Genomic DNA, 16,019 nt, shown 5'->3' with positions numbered 1-16,019 from the left:
CCCGGTAACTTCATCGTTGAGCAGAGGAGATATTAAGCTTGACCCCAGAGAGAAACCGGGTTTTTTGCCTTCTTTTTGAAGACTGTACCGATGGTATGGGATGAGAAAAAGTGCAATATTGAGAAGGAATATTTATTGTGATTATAGTCTGTTTCCATGCTTGAAGAAGTTCGCCGCGCTAGCAAAGATATACTTGATGTATTGAAGGAAAACAAATCAACAACAAAGCTTGGATGGTCTTTGGATCGACGAGAGCCAAAATTTATTCAGCTTTTTATGCCAATATGGAAATGGCTGTACGAGTATTATTTTCGAGTAGAAACGAGTGGTTGGCACCACATACCCACTCAACAAAAGGTCTTATTTGTCGGTTCTCACAACGGGGGGTTTGCCGCTCCTGATATGTTAATGGTGATGTATGACTGGTTCCAACGATTTGGTGTGGAACAACCTGTCTATGGTTTATTACATCCCAAAGTCTGGAATGTGTCTCCCCTGCTATCAATTATGACTGCAAAAGTTGGGGCAGTTGTGGCTCATCCAAAAATGGCAGTTGCAGCTTTGCGTTCGGGAGCGAGTGTACTGGTATACCCTGGTGGAGTTCAGGAAGTTTTTCGACCCTATTATTTGCGTAACAAAATTGTCTTGGCTGGGCGTAAGGGGTTTATAAAATTAGCGTTACAGGAAAATGTACCCATAGTACCTGTTATTTCTACTGGCGCTCACGATACGTTTTTGGTGCTGGCTAATTGTTATGACATTATGCAGCAACTCCACAAATGGGGGATGCCTTGGTTTTTAGGGATCGATCCTGAAATTTTTCCTATTTATTTGGGCTTACCTTGGGGAGTGGCTTTTGGTCCTTTGCCTCATATCCCCATCCCTGTCACCATTCGCACTCACGTTTGTTCTCCTATTATTTTTGAACGTTATGGTGCAGAAGCAGCTCGCGATCGCGAGTATGTTAATATGTGTTACGAAATTGTTCAGAGTCAAATGCAGCAACAATTGGACTGGTTAGTTGAATCTTCTTCTAACTGACTGACTGGTCACTGGTCACTGGTCACTGGTCACTGTCAATTTGGTGCGGGCACTTCTATGAGTTGGGGTTCTCTAGCTTGAGGTTCTTTGGGCAAAGGCGGAAAGCTCACCTCAGGTTCTTCGTTGGATTTCTTATGTGGGTGCAATTGGGGACGGAATTCTACAATGTCACGCTTGATGGTAATATCGTAATTGCCAAAAAAGTCGTGTCCTAATAGCCCCGTGTCCAATTCTGCACCTGCGATCGCAACGGGAAGTTGACGTGTCTTTACCCCACCAACTTCCATTGAGTCTATATAACCGACGGGAAATTCCACTGCTTTGGAACTGGCTGTGTTTGCCTTGGCTTTCGTCACTGGAACGACGCCCAAAGCAATTGCCATTTTTTGAGTAATGACTGTCCCACTTGCTCCGGTATCGAGAATCATCTCAAAACTCTGAATGCCGTTGAAAGTCACTTCAATGATTGGCGTACCACCCAATCTTCTCTTGATGGCCGCTCGATATACTGGTGGTTCGTTAGGTTTTGGAACTGCAATTGGAATTGAATATGCTTGTTTTTGTTTAACCGGAACTATATTTGGTTTTGATGGAGGTAGAGACGGTTTTTTTGGTATCCAGGCTGGGGGTTTTTGATTAAAGTTTTGTGGTGCAGGAGGGATGGTCGGAGCCAGAGCCACAACAGTATTTGGTGGTGCGGGTATTATAAGTGGTGGAGTGACAGGACGTGTTGCTCTCTGCACAGCATATTTTAGCTGGCGTTGGTAGTCCAGTACTTTTGCTTGGGCGCTACTGAAATAAGGGCTATCAACTGGTACTTTTTTCATCAGCGAGATGGCGTCTCCCAGCTCGGTTGCCACTAGCTTCCAATCTTCTGAGGATTGAGCAGACTGGCTGATGCTTAAAGCACCAACTGCTTTATCCAAGCCTTGTTCAAAATAACTCAATTCAATTTCAGACGGTTGTTGCCTGACCGGTTTTAGTTGCGGGATAGTTGGCTTTTCTACCGTTGTGGCAGTTGGCGGGGCAACCTTTTTTTCAGTAGGCAGGTACTGCTCATCTTCACTTGTCTTGGTTGCAGCCTGTTGACCTTGTTGACAAGCAACTGCTAAAACCGCCAGTATCGATGAGACAATAATTAACGCTGCACGGGATAAAATGGGCTGAAGCATAATTAATAAAATTTTACCCGTCTGGTGATCCTGAAAGTTGGAAGTTTACGGACATCTTATAACTTCTTTCCTCTTCTCGCTCCCGATGGGTACGCTACAGCAATAGCTTTGTGAAACTTGTCACCACTATACAAGCTGAGTAATCCACACTTCGAGAACGTATGGGCGGAACCACTAGCCCTTACCAGTCATCATGCCAATGTCCGATTGACTACTTGGATCGCTGGTAAACCTTGCTTTTCAGCTTTCACACAGGCTTTTGAGGATAATAAAATATGTATTTTTACCCACACTTCCTAAGATATTAGCGCTTAGCTGTAACTTCGGGGTAAATTTCCGCTATTATAGCACATTTTAGCAAAGATAACTGCCAAAAAGTTAGATTTTTGAGGAAAAATTAGATATCTAAATTTTCCAACTTATTCCATGAGACCTTTACCAATTAATTCTCTCCTATAAATCTACTATCACTCCTAATTTGTGTTTAAAGATTTTGTGTATTTAATTCTTAAGTTTTTATTAACAATTCTTTTTCGAGACGAAATCAATGATTTATGGCATAATCATACATCGCAGTATAGAGGGAATAGGGAATGGGGAGTGGGGAATGGGGAAGAAAGCAATTCTCTACCCCCTACTCCCTACTCCCTACCCCCTACCCCCTACTCCTTTATGCCCCTATCTGACGCAATACCCGCTATTCTTGTTTTGGCAGATGGAACGACCTATCGCGGTTGGTCATTTGGTGCCACTAAAACCACAATTGGCGAGGTGGTATTTAATACTGGTATGACAGGATATCAAGAAGTGCTGACCGATCCCAGTTATTGCGGTCAGATAGTCTTGTTTACTTACCCCGAATTGGGAAACACTGGTGTTAATCCAGAGGATGAGGAATCAAATAGACCCCAAGTACGGGGTGCGATCGCCCGAAATATTTGTCACCGTCCAAGTAACTGGCGATCGACACAATCTTTACCCAATTACCTCAAACAACACGAAATACCGGGTATTTATGGAATTGATACTCGGGCATTGACTCGCAAAATTCGGATGTTTGGAGCTATGAACGGTGGTATTTCGACCAACATTCTTGATGAGGCTGAGTTGTTAGAACAGGTACAAGCTTCCCCCAACATGAAGGGGTTGAATCTTGTTCGAGAAGTCACCACATCAGATATATATGAATGGTCGGAACCAACAAACTCTGTTTGGGAATATAACGATGTATCCGGGGTTAACAGTGGAGAAATATTTACTGTTGTTGCTCTTGACTTTGGTGTGAAACGCAACATTTTGCGTCGATTAGCCAGTTATGGCTGTCGAGTGATCGTCGTTCCCGCCAATACCCCGCCTGAGGAGATACTAAAATACAACCCGGATGGGATCTTTCTTTCCAACGGTCCTGGAGATCCAGCCGCCGTTAGCGAAGGCATTGAAACCACAAAGGTACTTCTTGGGGCGCAAAAACCCATGTTTGGGATCTGCTTGGGACATCAAATTATAGGTCATGCCCTCGGCGCTGAGACTTTTAAGCTGAAATTTGGTCATAGGGGCTTAAATCAGCCAGCAGGTTTACAACAACGAGTAGAAATTACCAGCCAAAATCACAGTTTTGCGATCGAGCCAGATTCTTTACCAAAGGCTGTTATGGAAGTTAGTCATTTTAACCTTAACGATGGCACCATCGCTGGAGTTCGTCATAAATCTTTGCCTATATTCTCAGTACAGTACCATCCAGAAGCTAGCCCCGGTCCTCACGATGCCGATTATTTATTTGAGCAATTTGTACAACAAATGCGATTGTCTCGTTGAGGGAGTAGGGAGTAGGGAGTAGGGAGTAGGGAGTAGAGAATTATTTTGAACCCCTAACCCCTAACCCCTAACCCCTAATCTCTACTCCCTTTCTGCCAATAGGTCATAGACAACATATACTAAAACTATCTATACTGGAGCGTTCACCATAACTATGAGGAGGGAATTATTGCTGAGCCACTTAATCTAACCGTAAGCCTGAGAGGCACTCGTGAAGTTCGAGATAACTGTCAGCTATTCCGCCTCACAGGTTTGTTAGACGCCTTTTCCGAACCGACGTTTCGCAAGGTGCTTGGTAGCAAGATAGAAGAAGGACCAAAGCACATTATTCTGGATCTGTCTCAAATTGATTTTGTTGACAGTTCCGGGTTGGGTGCTTTGGTGCAGTTAGCTAAGCAGGCTCAAGGTTCTGAAGGTACCTTGCAAATTGTCACAAACGCCCGTGTCACTCAAACAGTCAAGCTTGTTCGCCTAGAGAAGTTTCTAGCCCTGCAATCATCAGTAGATGCGGCTCTAGAGAACGTGAAACAGTCTTGACGCTCGGACACATTTAAGGTAAGCAACCCACGGCTTTAAGCCGTGGGCTTCGACCAGACTCGAACTGAAAGAAGCCAAGCTTACCAGACTATCAGTAGTTTACTACTGGGTTCACGTTAAGTGTTAAAGAACTCACCTTGGGATGCGTAGCTAGTTCCAAGCTCTGAAACGAAGCAGCTTAATTGACGTAATGGTTTAAAGTCAGTGCTGACAAGCGAAAGTACTGGATGTGAACAGAGTCGTTCGCGAAGCGTCTCCCAAGGGGAGACGCTAACATTACTCCCGCTCGGGAAGGCCATGATTGAGCAAAACCATTATGCGTACAGGGCGAACAGTATCAGTCCATAAATGCCTGGACGAAAGTAGAACGCAAAACTACCCGGTATCAAGTAGCCCCAAGGCGGTGATGGAGCATAGACGCAGATTAAAATCTGCCGCGTTGTGTTTCCTCCCCGAACTAAAGTTGCGCTCTTTTCCACACTCCCGGAGGTTTTTAGATGACTCTGTAAACTAGAGCAAGGCACTGTCGCTGTGAATTGGCGTAAATTAAGGGATTTTGTAGATCTTGCTAAGTTTTTAAGTAAATTAATTCAAAAAATTATGTAAAAAAGTTCGATTGATAGCACGGGGCTCGCAATTGATGTGCTATACTGTGCTGATAAAGGCTTTGTATCATATCTCAATGCTTGATATTTCAGCCGCTCGAAGTATGTTATACCATTTTAGATTTTGGATTGAGAAAGCCTTAAATGGACTTAACCTCACCTGAGTATCCTATAGCATTCTTTTTTCAAGTTGATATTAGCGTGCGATCCCAGGATGCAGACTTGGACTTTTTCAAGATTTTTCAAGAAAAGACCTCATGCATAAAATGGCAACCAAAAATTGAAAAAAAAAGTTACAATTAGTGAGTTGATTTTTCAACATTATTATGCTTAAGTAAAGCTGCACGGCAGTCTGCTGGCAGATGAAGTTAAGTCTACTCGCAGGAAGCTTCCCATATATAGGTTTGTAAGGAAAAGAGAATTTGTGACATCACAGGAAGAAGAGCTACAGGATGAACCCAGTTCAGTTCCCAATCAGGGTGCTGATTGGTGTCCAATGTTGGGGGAACCCAGATCGCGATTATTCCAAGAGATTTCACAAGTGCAACTGCAACAAGTTTCTCCTACGGCCTTAGCCTATTTGGGAGATGCAGTTTACGAACTGTATATTAGAATGTTTTTTCTGTTACCACCACAACGACCAGAAGCATATCATCGTTTGGTGGTGGCACAGGTCAGGGCAGAAACGCAGGCTGAGATATTGCGATCTCTCTATCCTCATCTGAGGAGTACTGAGTTAGAAATTGTCCGCAAAGGTCGTAATGCTGCTACAGGGCGTCCCAAGCGGCTCGATCCCGAAACATACCAACAGGCAACAAGTTTAGAAACTTTAATTGGCTATCTCTATCTTAGCGATTTCCAGCGCCTAGCCGAACTGTTACAAAAACTTCAACTGGAAAAGTGATGAGAAATTAATCAAATGACAGAAAACTAATAGTGTTGGTTCTGTCATTTGATGTCAATAAGTATGTCCATTTGTACGAGCTAGAACCCATTCCTACCTATGATGAAGAAACCAAGACCAACCAAAAATTCCAGTGAAATAAATAGCAGGCAACCCTTGATAAAAAAGGGAAAGCGTGTCGTATCGAGACGCCCTTCCACTAAGCCCGGAGCTAAAGTTATTCCTAATACCGCTAACTCCGATGGTAAAGTCATTCCCAACACACTTCCCAAACAAAATCGTAATGTCTCTGAGTTCATTGCACCTATTCGCGACCAACGCGACCAAGAAGATGTAGATCTTATATACGGTCGTCATCCGGTCTTAAGTGCTTTAGAAAACGAGCGGAATCTCAACCGCATTTGGATCGTGTCTCGCTTGCGCTACGACCATCGGTTTCATTCGCTTGTTTTACGAGCAAAAGAAAACGGTACTATTATTGACGAAGTAGAACCAAAACGCTTAGATCAAATCACTTCTTCAGCCAACCACCAAGGAGTAGCAGCACAGATTGCTCCCCATGAATATCTCGATTTGAGCGATCTGATTGAACGGGCTAAGTCTGTTAACGATCCCGTGATCGTCGCTGCTGATGGAATTGAAGATCCCCACAATTTAGGATCTATTATTCGATCTGCAGAAGCACTTGGGGCGCAAGGGTTATTGATCCCGCAACGCAGGGCAGTTGGAATCACTTCAACAGTTATGAAAGTCGCTGCGGGTGCTTTAGAAAATTTTCCTGTAGCGAGAGTCGTGAATTTGCATCGCGCTTTAGAAGAACTAAAAGCAGCTGGCTTTTGGATTTACGGAGCAGCTGCAAATGCAAGCAAACCCATGCATACAGTTAACTTTAGCGGTCCTACAGTGTTAGTAGTTGGCTCTGAAGGCGAGGGTCTGGGTATTTTGACACAGCGCTGCTGCGACTTTTTAGTGTCAATACCCCTACAAGGTAAAACTCCGAGCCTCAATGCTTCAGTAGCAGCAGGCATGGCGTTGTATGAAATATACCGCCAACGCTGGATGAATACACTGCATTTAGAATTAAAATTCACACCAGGAAATGCATCCCTATTAAAGGGGGGAATCAATGGTCGTGGAAGCGCTAAGAGTTAACAGAGGATATGACGGTTCAGGTGCTAACTGCTGATAAAAAATATACACAGCAGTTATGAATCAACTGTCAAGGTTCGATAATTTAGAAAAATTTCTTTGAAAAAAGAAGAGTAAACAGAGTATAAAGAAATGTAAAAAGAACAATCATCTGTTGTATCCCATTTCATTTAAACCCTGCAACAAATTAAAAATCAGAGAAAACCATGAAGACTATTTGGCAAAACTTTAAGGAAGTGTTGATTAACGTATTCCAAGGCTTTGGCTTGGCTTGGTGGGTCGAAGTTGTGACACAAAACCCCCGTTGCACTTACTATTTCGGGCCATTTCTGAGTTCCACTGAAGCAAAAACCGCAATCAAAGGTTATATAGAAGATTTGGAACAAGAAGGTGCTCAGGGAATCGCTATCAATGTTAAACGTTGTAAACCAGAATATTTAACTATAGCTGACGACTTGGGGGAACGGATTGACCGCAAAGTTCAGCCTGTCTTTAGCGGTCAGATGTAATAGGCTAAGAGCTAATGGCTAATGGCTAATGGCTAATTGCTCCATTAACCATTAGCTATTAGCTACTAGCCATTAGCTACGATCTGTGGATGTTTTTCCAGCCAAAGCTCGATATCGTTCAAGACTTGGTCGGGTATTTCCCAAGGAAACAGATGCGCCGTATCGGAATAACACTGCCATTGGGAGTTCTTGAGGAATTGAGATGTTTCTAAACTGGAGTTAGCTGTAATATGACAGTCTTGAGCGCCAGCAAGCACTAAGCTTGGACATTTGATTTGCTCCAAGTCTGTCAGTCGGTTGTAACCACTTCTAATGGCAGTATACAAGGCGCGAGTCGCTGTAGATGAAGTTTGTAAATAAGCTGGTACTGCGTATTTTGCTATGTATCCATAGGCGGTGGGAGTGTGTTGCCTAATAAGATACTGGAGGAGCGATCGCTTGCCAAAAATATCAATATTCCACTGCAAGTCATGTTTTATACAACTAAGCAGCGCGGCAACACCCGTATAAAGATTTTCTTGCCAAGTAACGGGAGGATGATTACTTCTCGGCTTGGCAGCTGTTGCTATTAGTATCAGCCCTGTCACTCGTTCGGGTAAGCGTAACGCCAATTCCAAAGCCAGAATACCACCTAAAGACCACCCCAGGATCAAACATTTTTTAATTTGATAGCGGTCTAGTAAGTTTTCGAGATCGAGCAGATGGTCGCGCATCTCAAAATCTTGAGTGTAGCGACTTTTTCCATAACCGCGCAAGTCAGGAGCAAAAGTTTGAAAACGCTTTGATAAGCGATCGCTAAACACAGAAAGACTCGATCCAGAACCGGGATGACCGTGCAAACAAAGGATTGGAAAACCCTGACCTTGAATGTATACGTTAAGGTTTGCAGCTTTTGAGTACATTGTTAATTACTAATGACTAATAGTAGTTCTTATACCAATTTGAAACAAGAATGCGACAGATACTTGGATGGAACAAAGCCTAGGTAAGGCTTTCTCAATCCAAAATCCAAAATCTAAAATCCAAAATTGTATTACAATTAGCTCTTGACCTCTTTAAATCCACCCGCATAAGTAATGACACACATTTGCCTGTAAAAAGAGTGAATTCCAAAGGCAACACCTGCAACCTTAAAAGCAGGGTTAAACATATTGATTCTATGACCGCGATCTGGTACTCCATCATCAATAATTAACTGCATCACAATATCTTGTGCTGTGTGGGAACCGTAACTAATATTCTCCCCTGCAGTCAATTGCCATTTTCCATAACGATTGAGGCGAGTAAAGGGATCGCTCTTGTCACTGCCTTTATGACCGATAATACCTTGAGGTCCTTGGTCTTTGACATGATCTCGTGCGGCTAATGACATTCCTTTGGAAGCGCGAAGAGATCCTACAGGACGAACTGACTTGAGAAAAGCAATGGCTTCATCGACTGCTTTTACCCCTTCCTGTGTTTGTAAATAGACACGACTCGAAAGCCTGACGCGATCGCCTTCAAAACGCTGCCTGTAATTTTCTAACACAGCAGCATAAGCAGTGGGATTGGTTCTCGCGTTATTCATCTCCACAATCACTTGTTGTTCGAGGCGCGAAAGACTACCGGGACGCGAACCAGAACCCTCTTGAGGAATTTTAGTAGGTTCCTGGGGTTCGTATTCAGAAAGGAAATCACAGGATGTAGCGAACAGGGCAATAGGTGTTAGTATCCAGAGCGGTATCCAACGCATAACAAACAAAATAATTCGTAATTCTTATGACTAATTTAATAATTACGAATTACGAATTACGAATTACGAATTTCTCAACTTATTTTTCTTTGTATCCACCAGCGTAGGTGATTACGCACATGGTTCTGTATTTGGCGTGTATTCCATAAGCAACACCAGCCACTCTAAAGTTAGGATTAAAGATGTTTTTTCTATGACCGCGATCTGGAACTCCATCGTCAATGATTAGCTGCATAACGATGTCTCTAGCTGTGTTTGGACCGTAACTGATGTTTTCTCCGGCGGTGGAAACCCAGTTACCATAGCGATTTATTCGCAGTGATGGATTGCTACCATCAGTACCATGATGACCTGTATGACCTCTTGGTCCTGAATCTTGAACGTGATCTCTTGCGCCTAAAGACATCCCCTTAGATATTATCAGAGGGTTCAAGGGACGAGCCGATCTCAAAAAATCCAGAGCTTCATCAACGGCTGATACTCCTTCCTGAGTTAGCAAGAAAACGCGATCGGAAAGTTGGACTTTTTTACCTTGAAAGCGCTGTCTGTAACTTTCCATGACAGGAATATAAGCTTGCGGATTTGCCCGCACTTTGTTCATTTCGGCAATAACCTGCACTTCCAATGTTGATAAATAACCGGAACGTGCCGCTACAACAGAATTCTCTTCTCTAACAACTGTGGAAGCTGAGTGTTTTGGCTTAGCTACTGATGGTTCGAACGTAATGAATGGAAACCCGCAGCTAGCTATTAGGGCAATAGGGAAAAACACACTTAAACTATTGCGACGCATTAATTACCTCACGACTACTGTTCTACGAGTTAATTGGGTTGAATGGATGCACCATGTTTTGCTCAAGCAAATGAATAAAACTTGGTTAGTAGAGCACTTAAACAAAACTTGCAACATGCAACCTTTGTAACCTTTGAAACAACACACCGTAAACCGTGAACCCACTTAAAGCAGGTATTCTGGGCTAATACTGAATCTTGCAGAGACTATTTAAGTGTATAAAGTAACACAAAATAATATGCGATAATCTACTTAAGTTTTGCGAACGCGAGTTAATAGATCTTCTATTTCGCCAAGCTGTATGGCACCGGATAAAACCTCTCCATTCATGATGAAGAAGGGAGTACCGGAAAGCCCCAACATCTGGGCTAGCTGACTATCTTTTTCAATAGCAGCACTAGCGAGAAGGCGATCGCTTTTAAACTTTTCCAGATCTAGATTTAGGTTTTTTGCGGTGTCTAAGTAGAATTGTTCACCCAGTTGTTTTTGATTGCTAAAGAGTGTATCCTGATATTCCCAGAATTTGCCTTGTTGCTGTGCTGCCCAGGCGGCTGTTGCGGCTGGTACAGCTTGAGGATGAACGTTTGTTAAGGGGAAATGTTTGTACACGAGGGTGACTTCATCCTGGTGTTTTACCATAAACTGCTTCAAGGTTTTGTGTGCTTGAGCACAGTAGGGACACTCAAAATCTGAAAATTCAACCAACAAAATTTTTAAGTCTTTAGATCCCGTAGTGGGAGATTGACCGATAACCGATAAAGGATCGGTTCTCATTTGTTGTACAAACACTTGCTGTGCTTGCTGGATTTGCGATCGCTGTTTTTGTTGGTATGCTTGTACTGACTCAACAATCGCTTCTGGATGTTCTCGGATGATTTGCAACACCTGCTGTTCTAGTTGTGGATTCATACGGGCTGCTTGCGCCGGAAGTGACCAACTCAAGACCAGACAAATAAATCCAACCACTGCGAAGCGACGTAGCCACACCAGTAGTTTTCCGACCAAATAGGAGAATGCATACATACCAAATATTTTTTGTATGTAGGTTAAACGGTCTTCACATTCTCTTAGTATTGACCGAGAAGGGGCAGAAAATCTAGGTATAAAGATTGAATTAACTTATACTTATTGGGGTAATAGATAACGAAGTCTGGTTTTACACATAAAAACTCTACGGAGAAAAATGGCATTCCTTGAGTTTAAAAGCTTGATATCACTAGCACGTAGCCTCTAAAGATAAGTCTATACATGGGGAGAGATTTATCATTACATTTAGTTTTGTAACAATACAAAAATAGTGTTCTTGGGTACTTGACAGTGATAAAGATTCTCTTAAAGCGAAGTAGGAAGTCAATATTTCTCGGTTAACGATAATTGAGGTGTCAGAACCCCGGTTTCTTAAGGAGGTGTCAGAACTGTTAGAACCCCGGTTTCTTAAAGAAACCGGGGTTCTAATTTCCGCGAGTAGTATTGTCTACAGTCAAATTTATTGAAAATTTTTATCAATAGTTGCTCCACTTGATTGATAATAACGGCAACCTTCACACGGTCCTTCAGGATTGACAGCACAACGGATATAACCAGAACGGGCATTATAGCGACAACTAATATCACCAATAAGGTAACCGACTCCTTCTAAGTAGTAGCGATCGCTCAGATCGGATATATTATTTTGCTGTATCCGTCTTCTTGTGGTAGTTATAGCGACTTGCCTAAACTGCAAGCGTGTTCTAGCCTGAGATTTACGCATTAACCACAGGGAGAACAAGGACGGTAAGAAACCAATAACAATAACTAAAAGTGTTTTCACTTCAATGCCCTTACAACAGTACCTTACTGAGCCGCAAATCGCTATCTTTTGTAGTATGGAAATACTATATACGCAAATGAGAAGCCCGCACATCTTCTACAAATAAACTTTTCTTATAATTAATTCGCCAAGACTCGAGTTTATCTATAGATACTGCTTTTGTCACAACGTTAACACCGTTACCCCGCCAAGCCAGTTCTGGATCTGTTGTAAAAACACCACACTCTAATTGTTCTAAGTTAATATTCCAATACTCGCTAAATCTACTTTTTAAAGTTATAACCTGCTCAAAGACTTTGTTTCTGTGCTTATTTCTTCTTTTTCTTTCTGTTGCTCCTGTTGCAGCAGTGTCAATAAATTTAGTTTCAAGGATAAAGATTTTTTCTGATGATGTAAGATAAACAAAATCACATTTGCCTAAATCCGTATAGTCTGCAATTGGAGATTTTTCAAATAATAACAATTCATAACATAAAGGAAATATCTGTTTAATATTTAGAAACAAATGTGCCTGTAATAAAAGTTCTTTGTCATATGGAAATCCGACAACACCCTCAAAAAATCGTTTGATATCTTCTTGGGGCTGAGGTTGAATTTTTTTGCAATATAAAACAAATTTATGAATCTCATCTCTGGTCATCTAACCTTAGCTCCTTCCTCCTTCTACACATACCCTCCTAGCATAAAAATATACCATTTACTTTAGGAAAGTCTCATCCGCAGAAGTAATGAAAAAAACTAATAAGCTTCTATAATGACTCCGTTAATTTACTGAATCACCTGGTCACTGGTCACTGATTACTGATTACTGTAAATTCTGCACGTAGGCAGTAAATCGAGCGTTTTGAAGAGAATGAACAGCTATTCTAGAATCTAGCACCCAAAATTGACGTCCAAAACGTATATAATGACGGGAATTTTCACTTTGTATAATTCCTATAACTGGGACTTTTGCTTTTTCTTTTTCCCCTAGTTGTGCATTCAACAAAATTGTTCTCAGACGGTCTTGCTCTTCAATAGTCGTTGCTTGCAAAGGTGATAATTCTACCATCACCATCTGTACTGTCTCTACTGGTTCTGCATCTTCCACAATCAGTTGAGATTGATCGTCTCGTCGGTCTAATTTTCCCCAGATAATTAACCTAACATCTACTGCAAGTAATGAATTAATCCGCTCGTAAATTTTAGGAAATACTACAGCTTCTGACTGTGCAGTTAAATCTTCTATTTGCAAAATTGCCATCGGGTCGCCTTTTTTTGTCATGACTTTTTTCACACCATTTAGCATGACAATAGCGGTAATTGTAGATTCGTCTTTTTGTTCCCCAAGTTGTGAAAGGTTAATCGGAGATAAAACTCTTGCTGCTTGACGTACAGCTTTTAAAGGATGGTCTGATACATAAAAACCTAGAAGTTCTTTTTCCATCCGCAATTTTTCTTGAGGAGGAAAATCAAGAACGGGTTTTGCTTTGGGTGCTGATTCAAAACCATTGGGAGTTTTGTTAGTGCTTGTGTTAGAAAATCCACTACCCAATAAATCAAAGAGATTTCCCTGTCCGGTTGCTCTATCTCTAGCACGGGATTGCGCCCAATCATAGATTAGTTCAAGGTCATGAACAAGCTGGTTGCGGTTGGAGTCCATTTTGTCAAAAGCTCCACAAGAAATCAGCGCTTCTAAAGTGCGTCGATTAACAGCACGCAAATCCACGCGATCGCAAAAATTAGCTAAAGATTTAAACTCGCCTTCCTCTTCTCTTGCTTCCAAAATACCAGCTATTGCGTTTTGTCCCACATTGCGAACGGCTGACAATCCAAATAAAATCTTTCCTCCTGAAGGAGTAAAATCCACACCCGAACGATTGATATCTGGGGGTTCTATTTGAATACCCATACTCATACAAGTGGCGATATATTTCTGCACCTTGTCTGTATCATCACTGTTAGCCGTTAACAGTGCTGCCATATATTCCAAAGGATAATTGGCTTTCAAGTAAGCAGTTTGATATGTCACATAACCGTATGCCGTTGAGTGAGATTTATTGAAACAATTGGATGCGACTAAGCCATTTTTGATCACAAAATTATGGTCGCGTTCAACTCCAATGTCGTATACAGTTTGTTTACCTATAGATTTACGTGTAAGTATTTTAACCATTTTTTTAAAGTAGGGAGTGGGGAGTAGGGAGTGGGGAGTAGGGGTTAGAGGAATACATAACCGAATAAATATAATGTATCGCATACTAGCAGAACGATAAGCTGGGTACAGTTTGCGCCAAGGGCGATAAGCACTATGAGCGGCTTTTTTTTTGCGATAAGCTGGGTACAGCTTGCGCCAAAGGCGATAAGCACTATGAGCGGCTTGCGCTTCGCGATAAGCTGGGTACAGCTTGCGCCAAGGGCGATCGCACAACTCAACCCACTCGGTGTGCAGAAAGCCGCATCCTGTATTAAAATCAAGAACTTGAGTAAGAAAGGAGTCATCATGGCATTCATCCGCGAGTTGCATACACATCTAGTCAAAAAAGAACGTTCTGCGGTTGAAATTACTCAAGAGGCTTTAGATCGCATTCAAGCGTTGGAGCCGAAATTGCACAGTTTTTTGTGCGTGACTGCAGAACTTGCGCTCTTGCAAGCGCGGAAAGTTGATGCTAAAATTGCTACAGGAGAAAATATAAGTACTCTTGCAGGAATTCCTATTGGTATTAAGGACAATATGTGTACCAAAGGCATTCCCACCACCTGCGCCTCCCGAATTTTGGAAAACTTTGTTCCGCCATACGAGTCAACCGTGACACAAAAACTGGCGAATGCAGATGCAGTTATGGTAGGAAAAACCAATTTAGATGAGTTTGCCATGGGCGGTTCCACAGAAACTTCCGCCTTCCAACTCACTGCTAATCCTTGGGATTTGTCACGAGTTCCAGGGGGTTCTTCTGGAGGTTCGGCGGCTGCAGTTGCAGCTGAAGAATGTGTTGTGTCTATAGGTTCCGATACGGGTGGTTCCATCAGACAACCAGCTTCTTTCTGTGGCGTTGTAGGAATGAAACCAACTTATGGTTTAGTTTCTCGTTATGGATTGGTGGCTTTTGCGTCGTCTTTGGATCAAATAGGACCCTTTGGACGCACGGTAGAAGATGCTGCGATCTTACTGAATGCGATCGCAGGACACGATCCCAAAGACTCCACCAGTCTCAAAGTAGAAATTCCTGACTACACTGTCAACCTCAAACCAGAACTGCCTAAAGGAAAGCTCAGAATTGGTGTTATTAAAGAAACCTTTGGTGAAGGTTTAGATTCTGAGGTGGAACAAGCCATTAATAAAGCGCTGGAACAACTGCAAGCTTTGGGGGCGGAAATTCAAGAAATTTCCTGTCCTCGATTTCGAGATGGATTACCCAGTTACTATATTATTGCTCCATCAGAAGCATCAGCAAACTTAGCCCGTTACGACGGAGTGAAGTATGGCTACCGTGCTCCTGATGCAGAAAATTTGCTGTCGATGTACACCCGTACCCGTGCAACTGGTTTTGGTGCAGAAGTCAAGCGCCGGATTATGATTGGCACTTATGCCCTTTCTGCTGGTTATTACGACGCCTACTATCTTAAAGCGCAAAAAGTCCGCACTCTCATCAAACAAGATTTTGAAAAAGCCTTTGAAAAAGTAGACGTGTTAGTTTGTCCTACAGCACCCAGTACTGCATTTAAAGCTGGAGAAAAAACTGCCGATCCCTTAAGTATGTACTTGGTTGACTTGATGACTATTCCTGTTAATCTTGCAGGTTTACCGGGTATCAGTGTTCCCTGTGGTTTTGATAGTCATGGATTACCAATTGGGCTACAGTTGATTGGAAACGTGCTCAGAGAAGACCAACTCTTTCAAGTCGCCTACGCCTACGAACAATCAACAACTTGGCATCAGCACAAACCGAAAATTTAGTTGGTGGTTAGTGGT

The 16,019-nt window shown here is 42.3% G+C and carries 15 protein-coding genes; 7 read left to right on the top strand and 8 right to left on the bottom strand.

From position 1 onward, the window contains the following. The first annotated feature begins 156 nt into the window (after positions 1–156). Positions 157–1,041, top strand: a complete 885-nt coding sequence (locus WA1_RS08320) for a lysophospholipid acyltransferase family protein (protein WP_017745529.1) — start codon at positions 157–159, stop codon at positions 1,039–1,041. Between the two features lie 35 nt (positions 1,042–1,076). Here WA1_RS08320 and WA1_RS08315 read toward each other — a convergent pair whose 3' ends face one another. Further along, a complete protein-coding gene (locus tag WA1_RS08315) occupies positions 1,077–2,213 on the bottom strand; it encodes a retropepsin-like aspartic protease family protein (protein WP_017745530.1) in 1,137 nt (378 codons plus the stop codon). Between the two features lie 672 nt (positions 2,214–2,885). On the opposite strand from WA1_RS08315, the gene carA reads away from it, so the two are divergent. The 5 genes from carA (at position 2,886) to WA1_RS08290 (ending at position 7,732) form a co-directional block, all read left to right on the top strand. Beyond that, positions 2,886–4,028, top strand: coding sequence for a glutamine-hydrolyzing carbamoyl-phosphate synthase small subunit (carA, locus tag WA1_RS08310; protein WP_026134896.1), 1,143 nt, complete (start codon positions 2,886–2,888; stop codon positions 4,026–4,028). A gap of 165 nt (positions 4,029–4,193) precedes the next feature. Continuing rightward, entirely contained in the window at positions 4,194–4,565 is a 372-nt protein-coding gene (locus WA1_RS08305; RefSeq protein WP_026134897.1) for an STAS domain-containing protein, read from the top strand. 1,029 nt (positions 4,566–5,594) lie between these two features. After that, positions 5,595–6,074: a Mini-ribonuclease 3 gene (locus tag WA1_RS08300; RefSeq protein WP_017745534.1), complete on the top strand. Its 480-nt coding sequence runs from the start codon at positions 5,595–5,597 to the stop codon at positions 6,072–6,074. A 102-nt stretch (positions 6,075–6,176) separates the two neighbouring features. Continuing rightward, a complete protein-coding gene (gene rlmB, locus WA1_RS08295) occupies positions 6,177–7,226 on the top strand; it encodes a 23S rRNA (guanosine(2251)-2'-O)-methyltransferase RlmB (RefSeq protein WP_017745535.1) in 1,050 nt (349 codons plus the stop codon). A 203-nt stretch (positions 7,227–7,429) separates the two neighbouring features. Next, positions 7,430–7,732: a DUF1816 domain-containing protein gene (locus tag WA1_RS08290; RefSeq protein ID WP_017745537.1), complete on the top strand. Its 303-nt coding sequence runs from the start codon at positions 7,430–7,432 to the stop codon at positions 7,730–7,732. 65 nt (positions 7,733–7,797) lie between these two features. Here the strand turns inward: WA1_RS08290 and WA1_RS08285 are convergent, their stop codons facing one another. The 7 genes from WA1_RS08285 to WA1_RS08255 form a co-directional block, all read right to left on the bottom strand. Then, positions 7,798–8,634 (bottom strand): alpha/beta fold hydrolase, encoded by an 837-nt coding sequence (locus WA1_RS08285; RefSeq protein WP_017745538.1) that lies wholly within the window; start codon positions 8,632–8,634, stop codon positions 7,798–7,800. Between the two features lie 137 nt (positions 8,635–8,771). After that, positions 8,772–9,464, bottom strand: a complete 693-nt coding sequence (locus WA1_RS08280) for a CAP domain-containing protein (RefSeq protein WP_017745539.1) — start codon at positions 9,462–9,464, stop codon at positions 8,772–8,774. A gap of 79 nt (positions 9,465–9,543) precedes the next feature. After that, a complete protein-coding gene (locus WA1_RS08275) occupies positions 9,544–10,257 on the bottom strand; it encodes a CAP domain-containing protein (protein ID WP_017745540.1) in 714 nt (237 codons plus the stop codon). Between the two features lie 252 nt (positions 10,258–10,509). Next, positions 10,510–11,280 (bottom strand): DsbA family protein, encoded by a 771-nt coding sequence (locus WA1_RS08270; protein WP_017745541.1) that lies wholly within the window; start codon positions 11,278–11,280, stop codon positions 10,510–10,512. Positions 11,281–11,743: 463 nt separating this feature from the next. Continuing rightward, positions 11,744–12,067, bottom strand: coding sequence for a DUF6464 family protein (locus WA1_RS08265; protein WP_017745542.1), 324 nt, complete (start codon positions 12,065–12,067; stop codon positions 11,744–11,746). A 64-nt stretch (positions 12,068–12,131) separates the two neighbouring features. Then, positions 12,132–12,707: a hypothetical protein gene (locus WA1_RS08260; protein WP_017745543.1), complete on the bottom strand. Its 576-nt coding sequence runs from the start codon at positions 12,705–12,707 to the stop codon at positions 12,132–12,134. 165 nt (positions 12,708–12,872) lie between these two features. After that, a complete protein-coding gene (locus tag WA1_RS08255; protein WP_026134898.1) occupies positions 12,873–14,222 on the bottom strand; it encodes a helix-hairpin-helix domain-containing protein in 1,350 nt (449 codons plus the stop codon). 327 nt (positions 14,223–14,549) lie between these two features. Between WA1_RS08255 and gatA the strand changes: the two genes are divergently transcribed. After that, positions 14,550–16,004, top strand: coding sequence for an Asp-tRNA(Asn)/Glu-tRNA(Gln) amidotransferase subunit GatA (gene gatA, locus WA1_RS08250; protein ID WP_026134899.1), 1,455 nt, complete (start codon positions 14,550–14,552; stop codon positions 16,002–16,004). Positions 16,005–16,019: the final 15 nt, after the last annotated feature.

Origin of the sequence: Scytonema hofmannii PCC 7110, from assembly GCF_000346485.2 — a bacterium.
GTDB lineage: Bacteria > Cyanobacteriota > Cyanobacteriia > Cyanobacteriales > Nostocaceae > Scytonema > Scytonema hofmannii.
Note: the sequence above shows the minus strand (reverse complement) of the source record. Positions and strands in the feature narration are given on the sequence as shown.

Coding starts and splice junctions, on each gene's coding strand:
- gatA (WP_026134899.1), top strand. CDS start 14,550: ATGGCATTCATCCGCGAGTTGCATACACATCTAGTCAAAAAAGAACGT.
- WA1_RS08315 (WP_017745530.1), bottom strand. CDS start 2,213: ATGCTTCAGCCCATTTTATCCCGTGCAGCGTTAATTATTGTCTCATCG.
- WA1_RS08290 (WP_017745537.1), top strand. CDS start 7,430: ATGAAGACTATTTGGCAAAACTTTAAGGAAGTGTTGATTAACGTATTC.
- rlmB (WP_017745535.1), top strand. CDS start 6,177: ATGAAGAAACCAAGACCAACCAAAAATTCCAGTGAAATAAATAGCAGG.
- WA1_RS08270 (WP_017745541.1), bottom strand. CDS start 11,280: ATGTATGCATTCTCCTATTTGGTCGGAAAACTACTGGTGTGGCTACGT.
- WA1_RS08260 (WP_017745543.1), bottom strand. CDS start 12,707: ATGACCAGAGATGAGATTCATAAATTTGTTTTATATTGCAAAAAAATT.
- WA1_RS08255 (WP_026134898.1), bottom strand. CDS start 14,222: ATGGTTAAAATACTTACACGTAAATCTATAGGTAAACAAACTGTATAC.
- WA1_RS08320 (WP_017745529.1), top strand. CDS start 157: ATGCTTGAAGAAGTTCGCCGCGCTAGCAAAGATATACTTGATGTATTG.
- carA (WP_026134896.1), top strand. CDS start 2,886: ATGCCCCTATCTGACGCAATACCCGCTATTCTTGTTTTGGCAGATGGA.
- WA1_RS08275 (WP_017745540.1), bottom strand. CDS start 10,257: ATGCGTCGCAATAGTTTAAGTGTGTTTTTCCCTATTGCCCTAATAGCT.
- WA1_RS08280 (WP_017745539.1), bottom strand. CDS start 9,464: ATGCGTTGGATACCGCTCTGGATACTAACACCTATTGCCCTGTTCGCT.
- WA1_RS08285 (WP_017745538.1), bottom strand. CDS start 8,634: ATGTACTCAAAAGCTGCAAACCTTAACGTATACATTCAAGGTCAGGGT.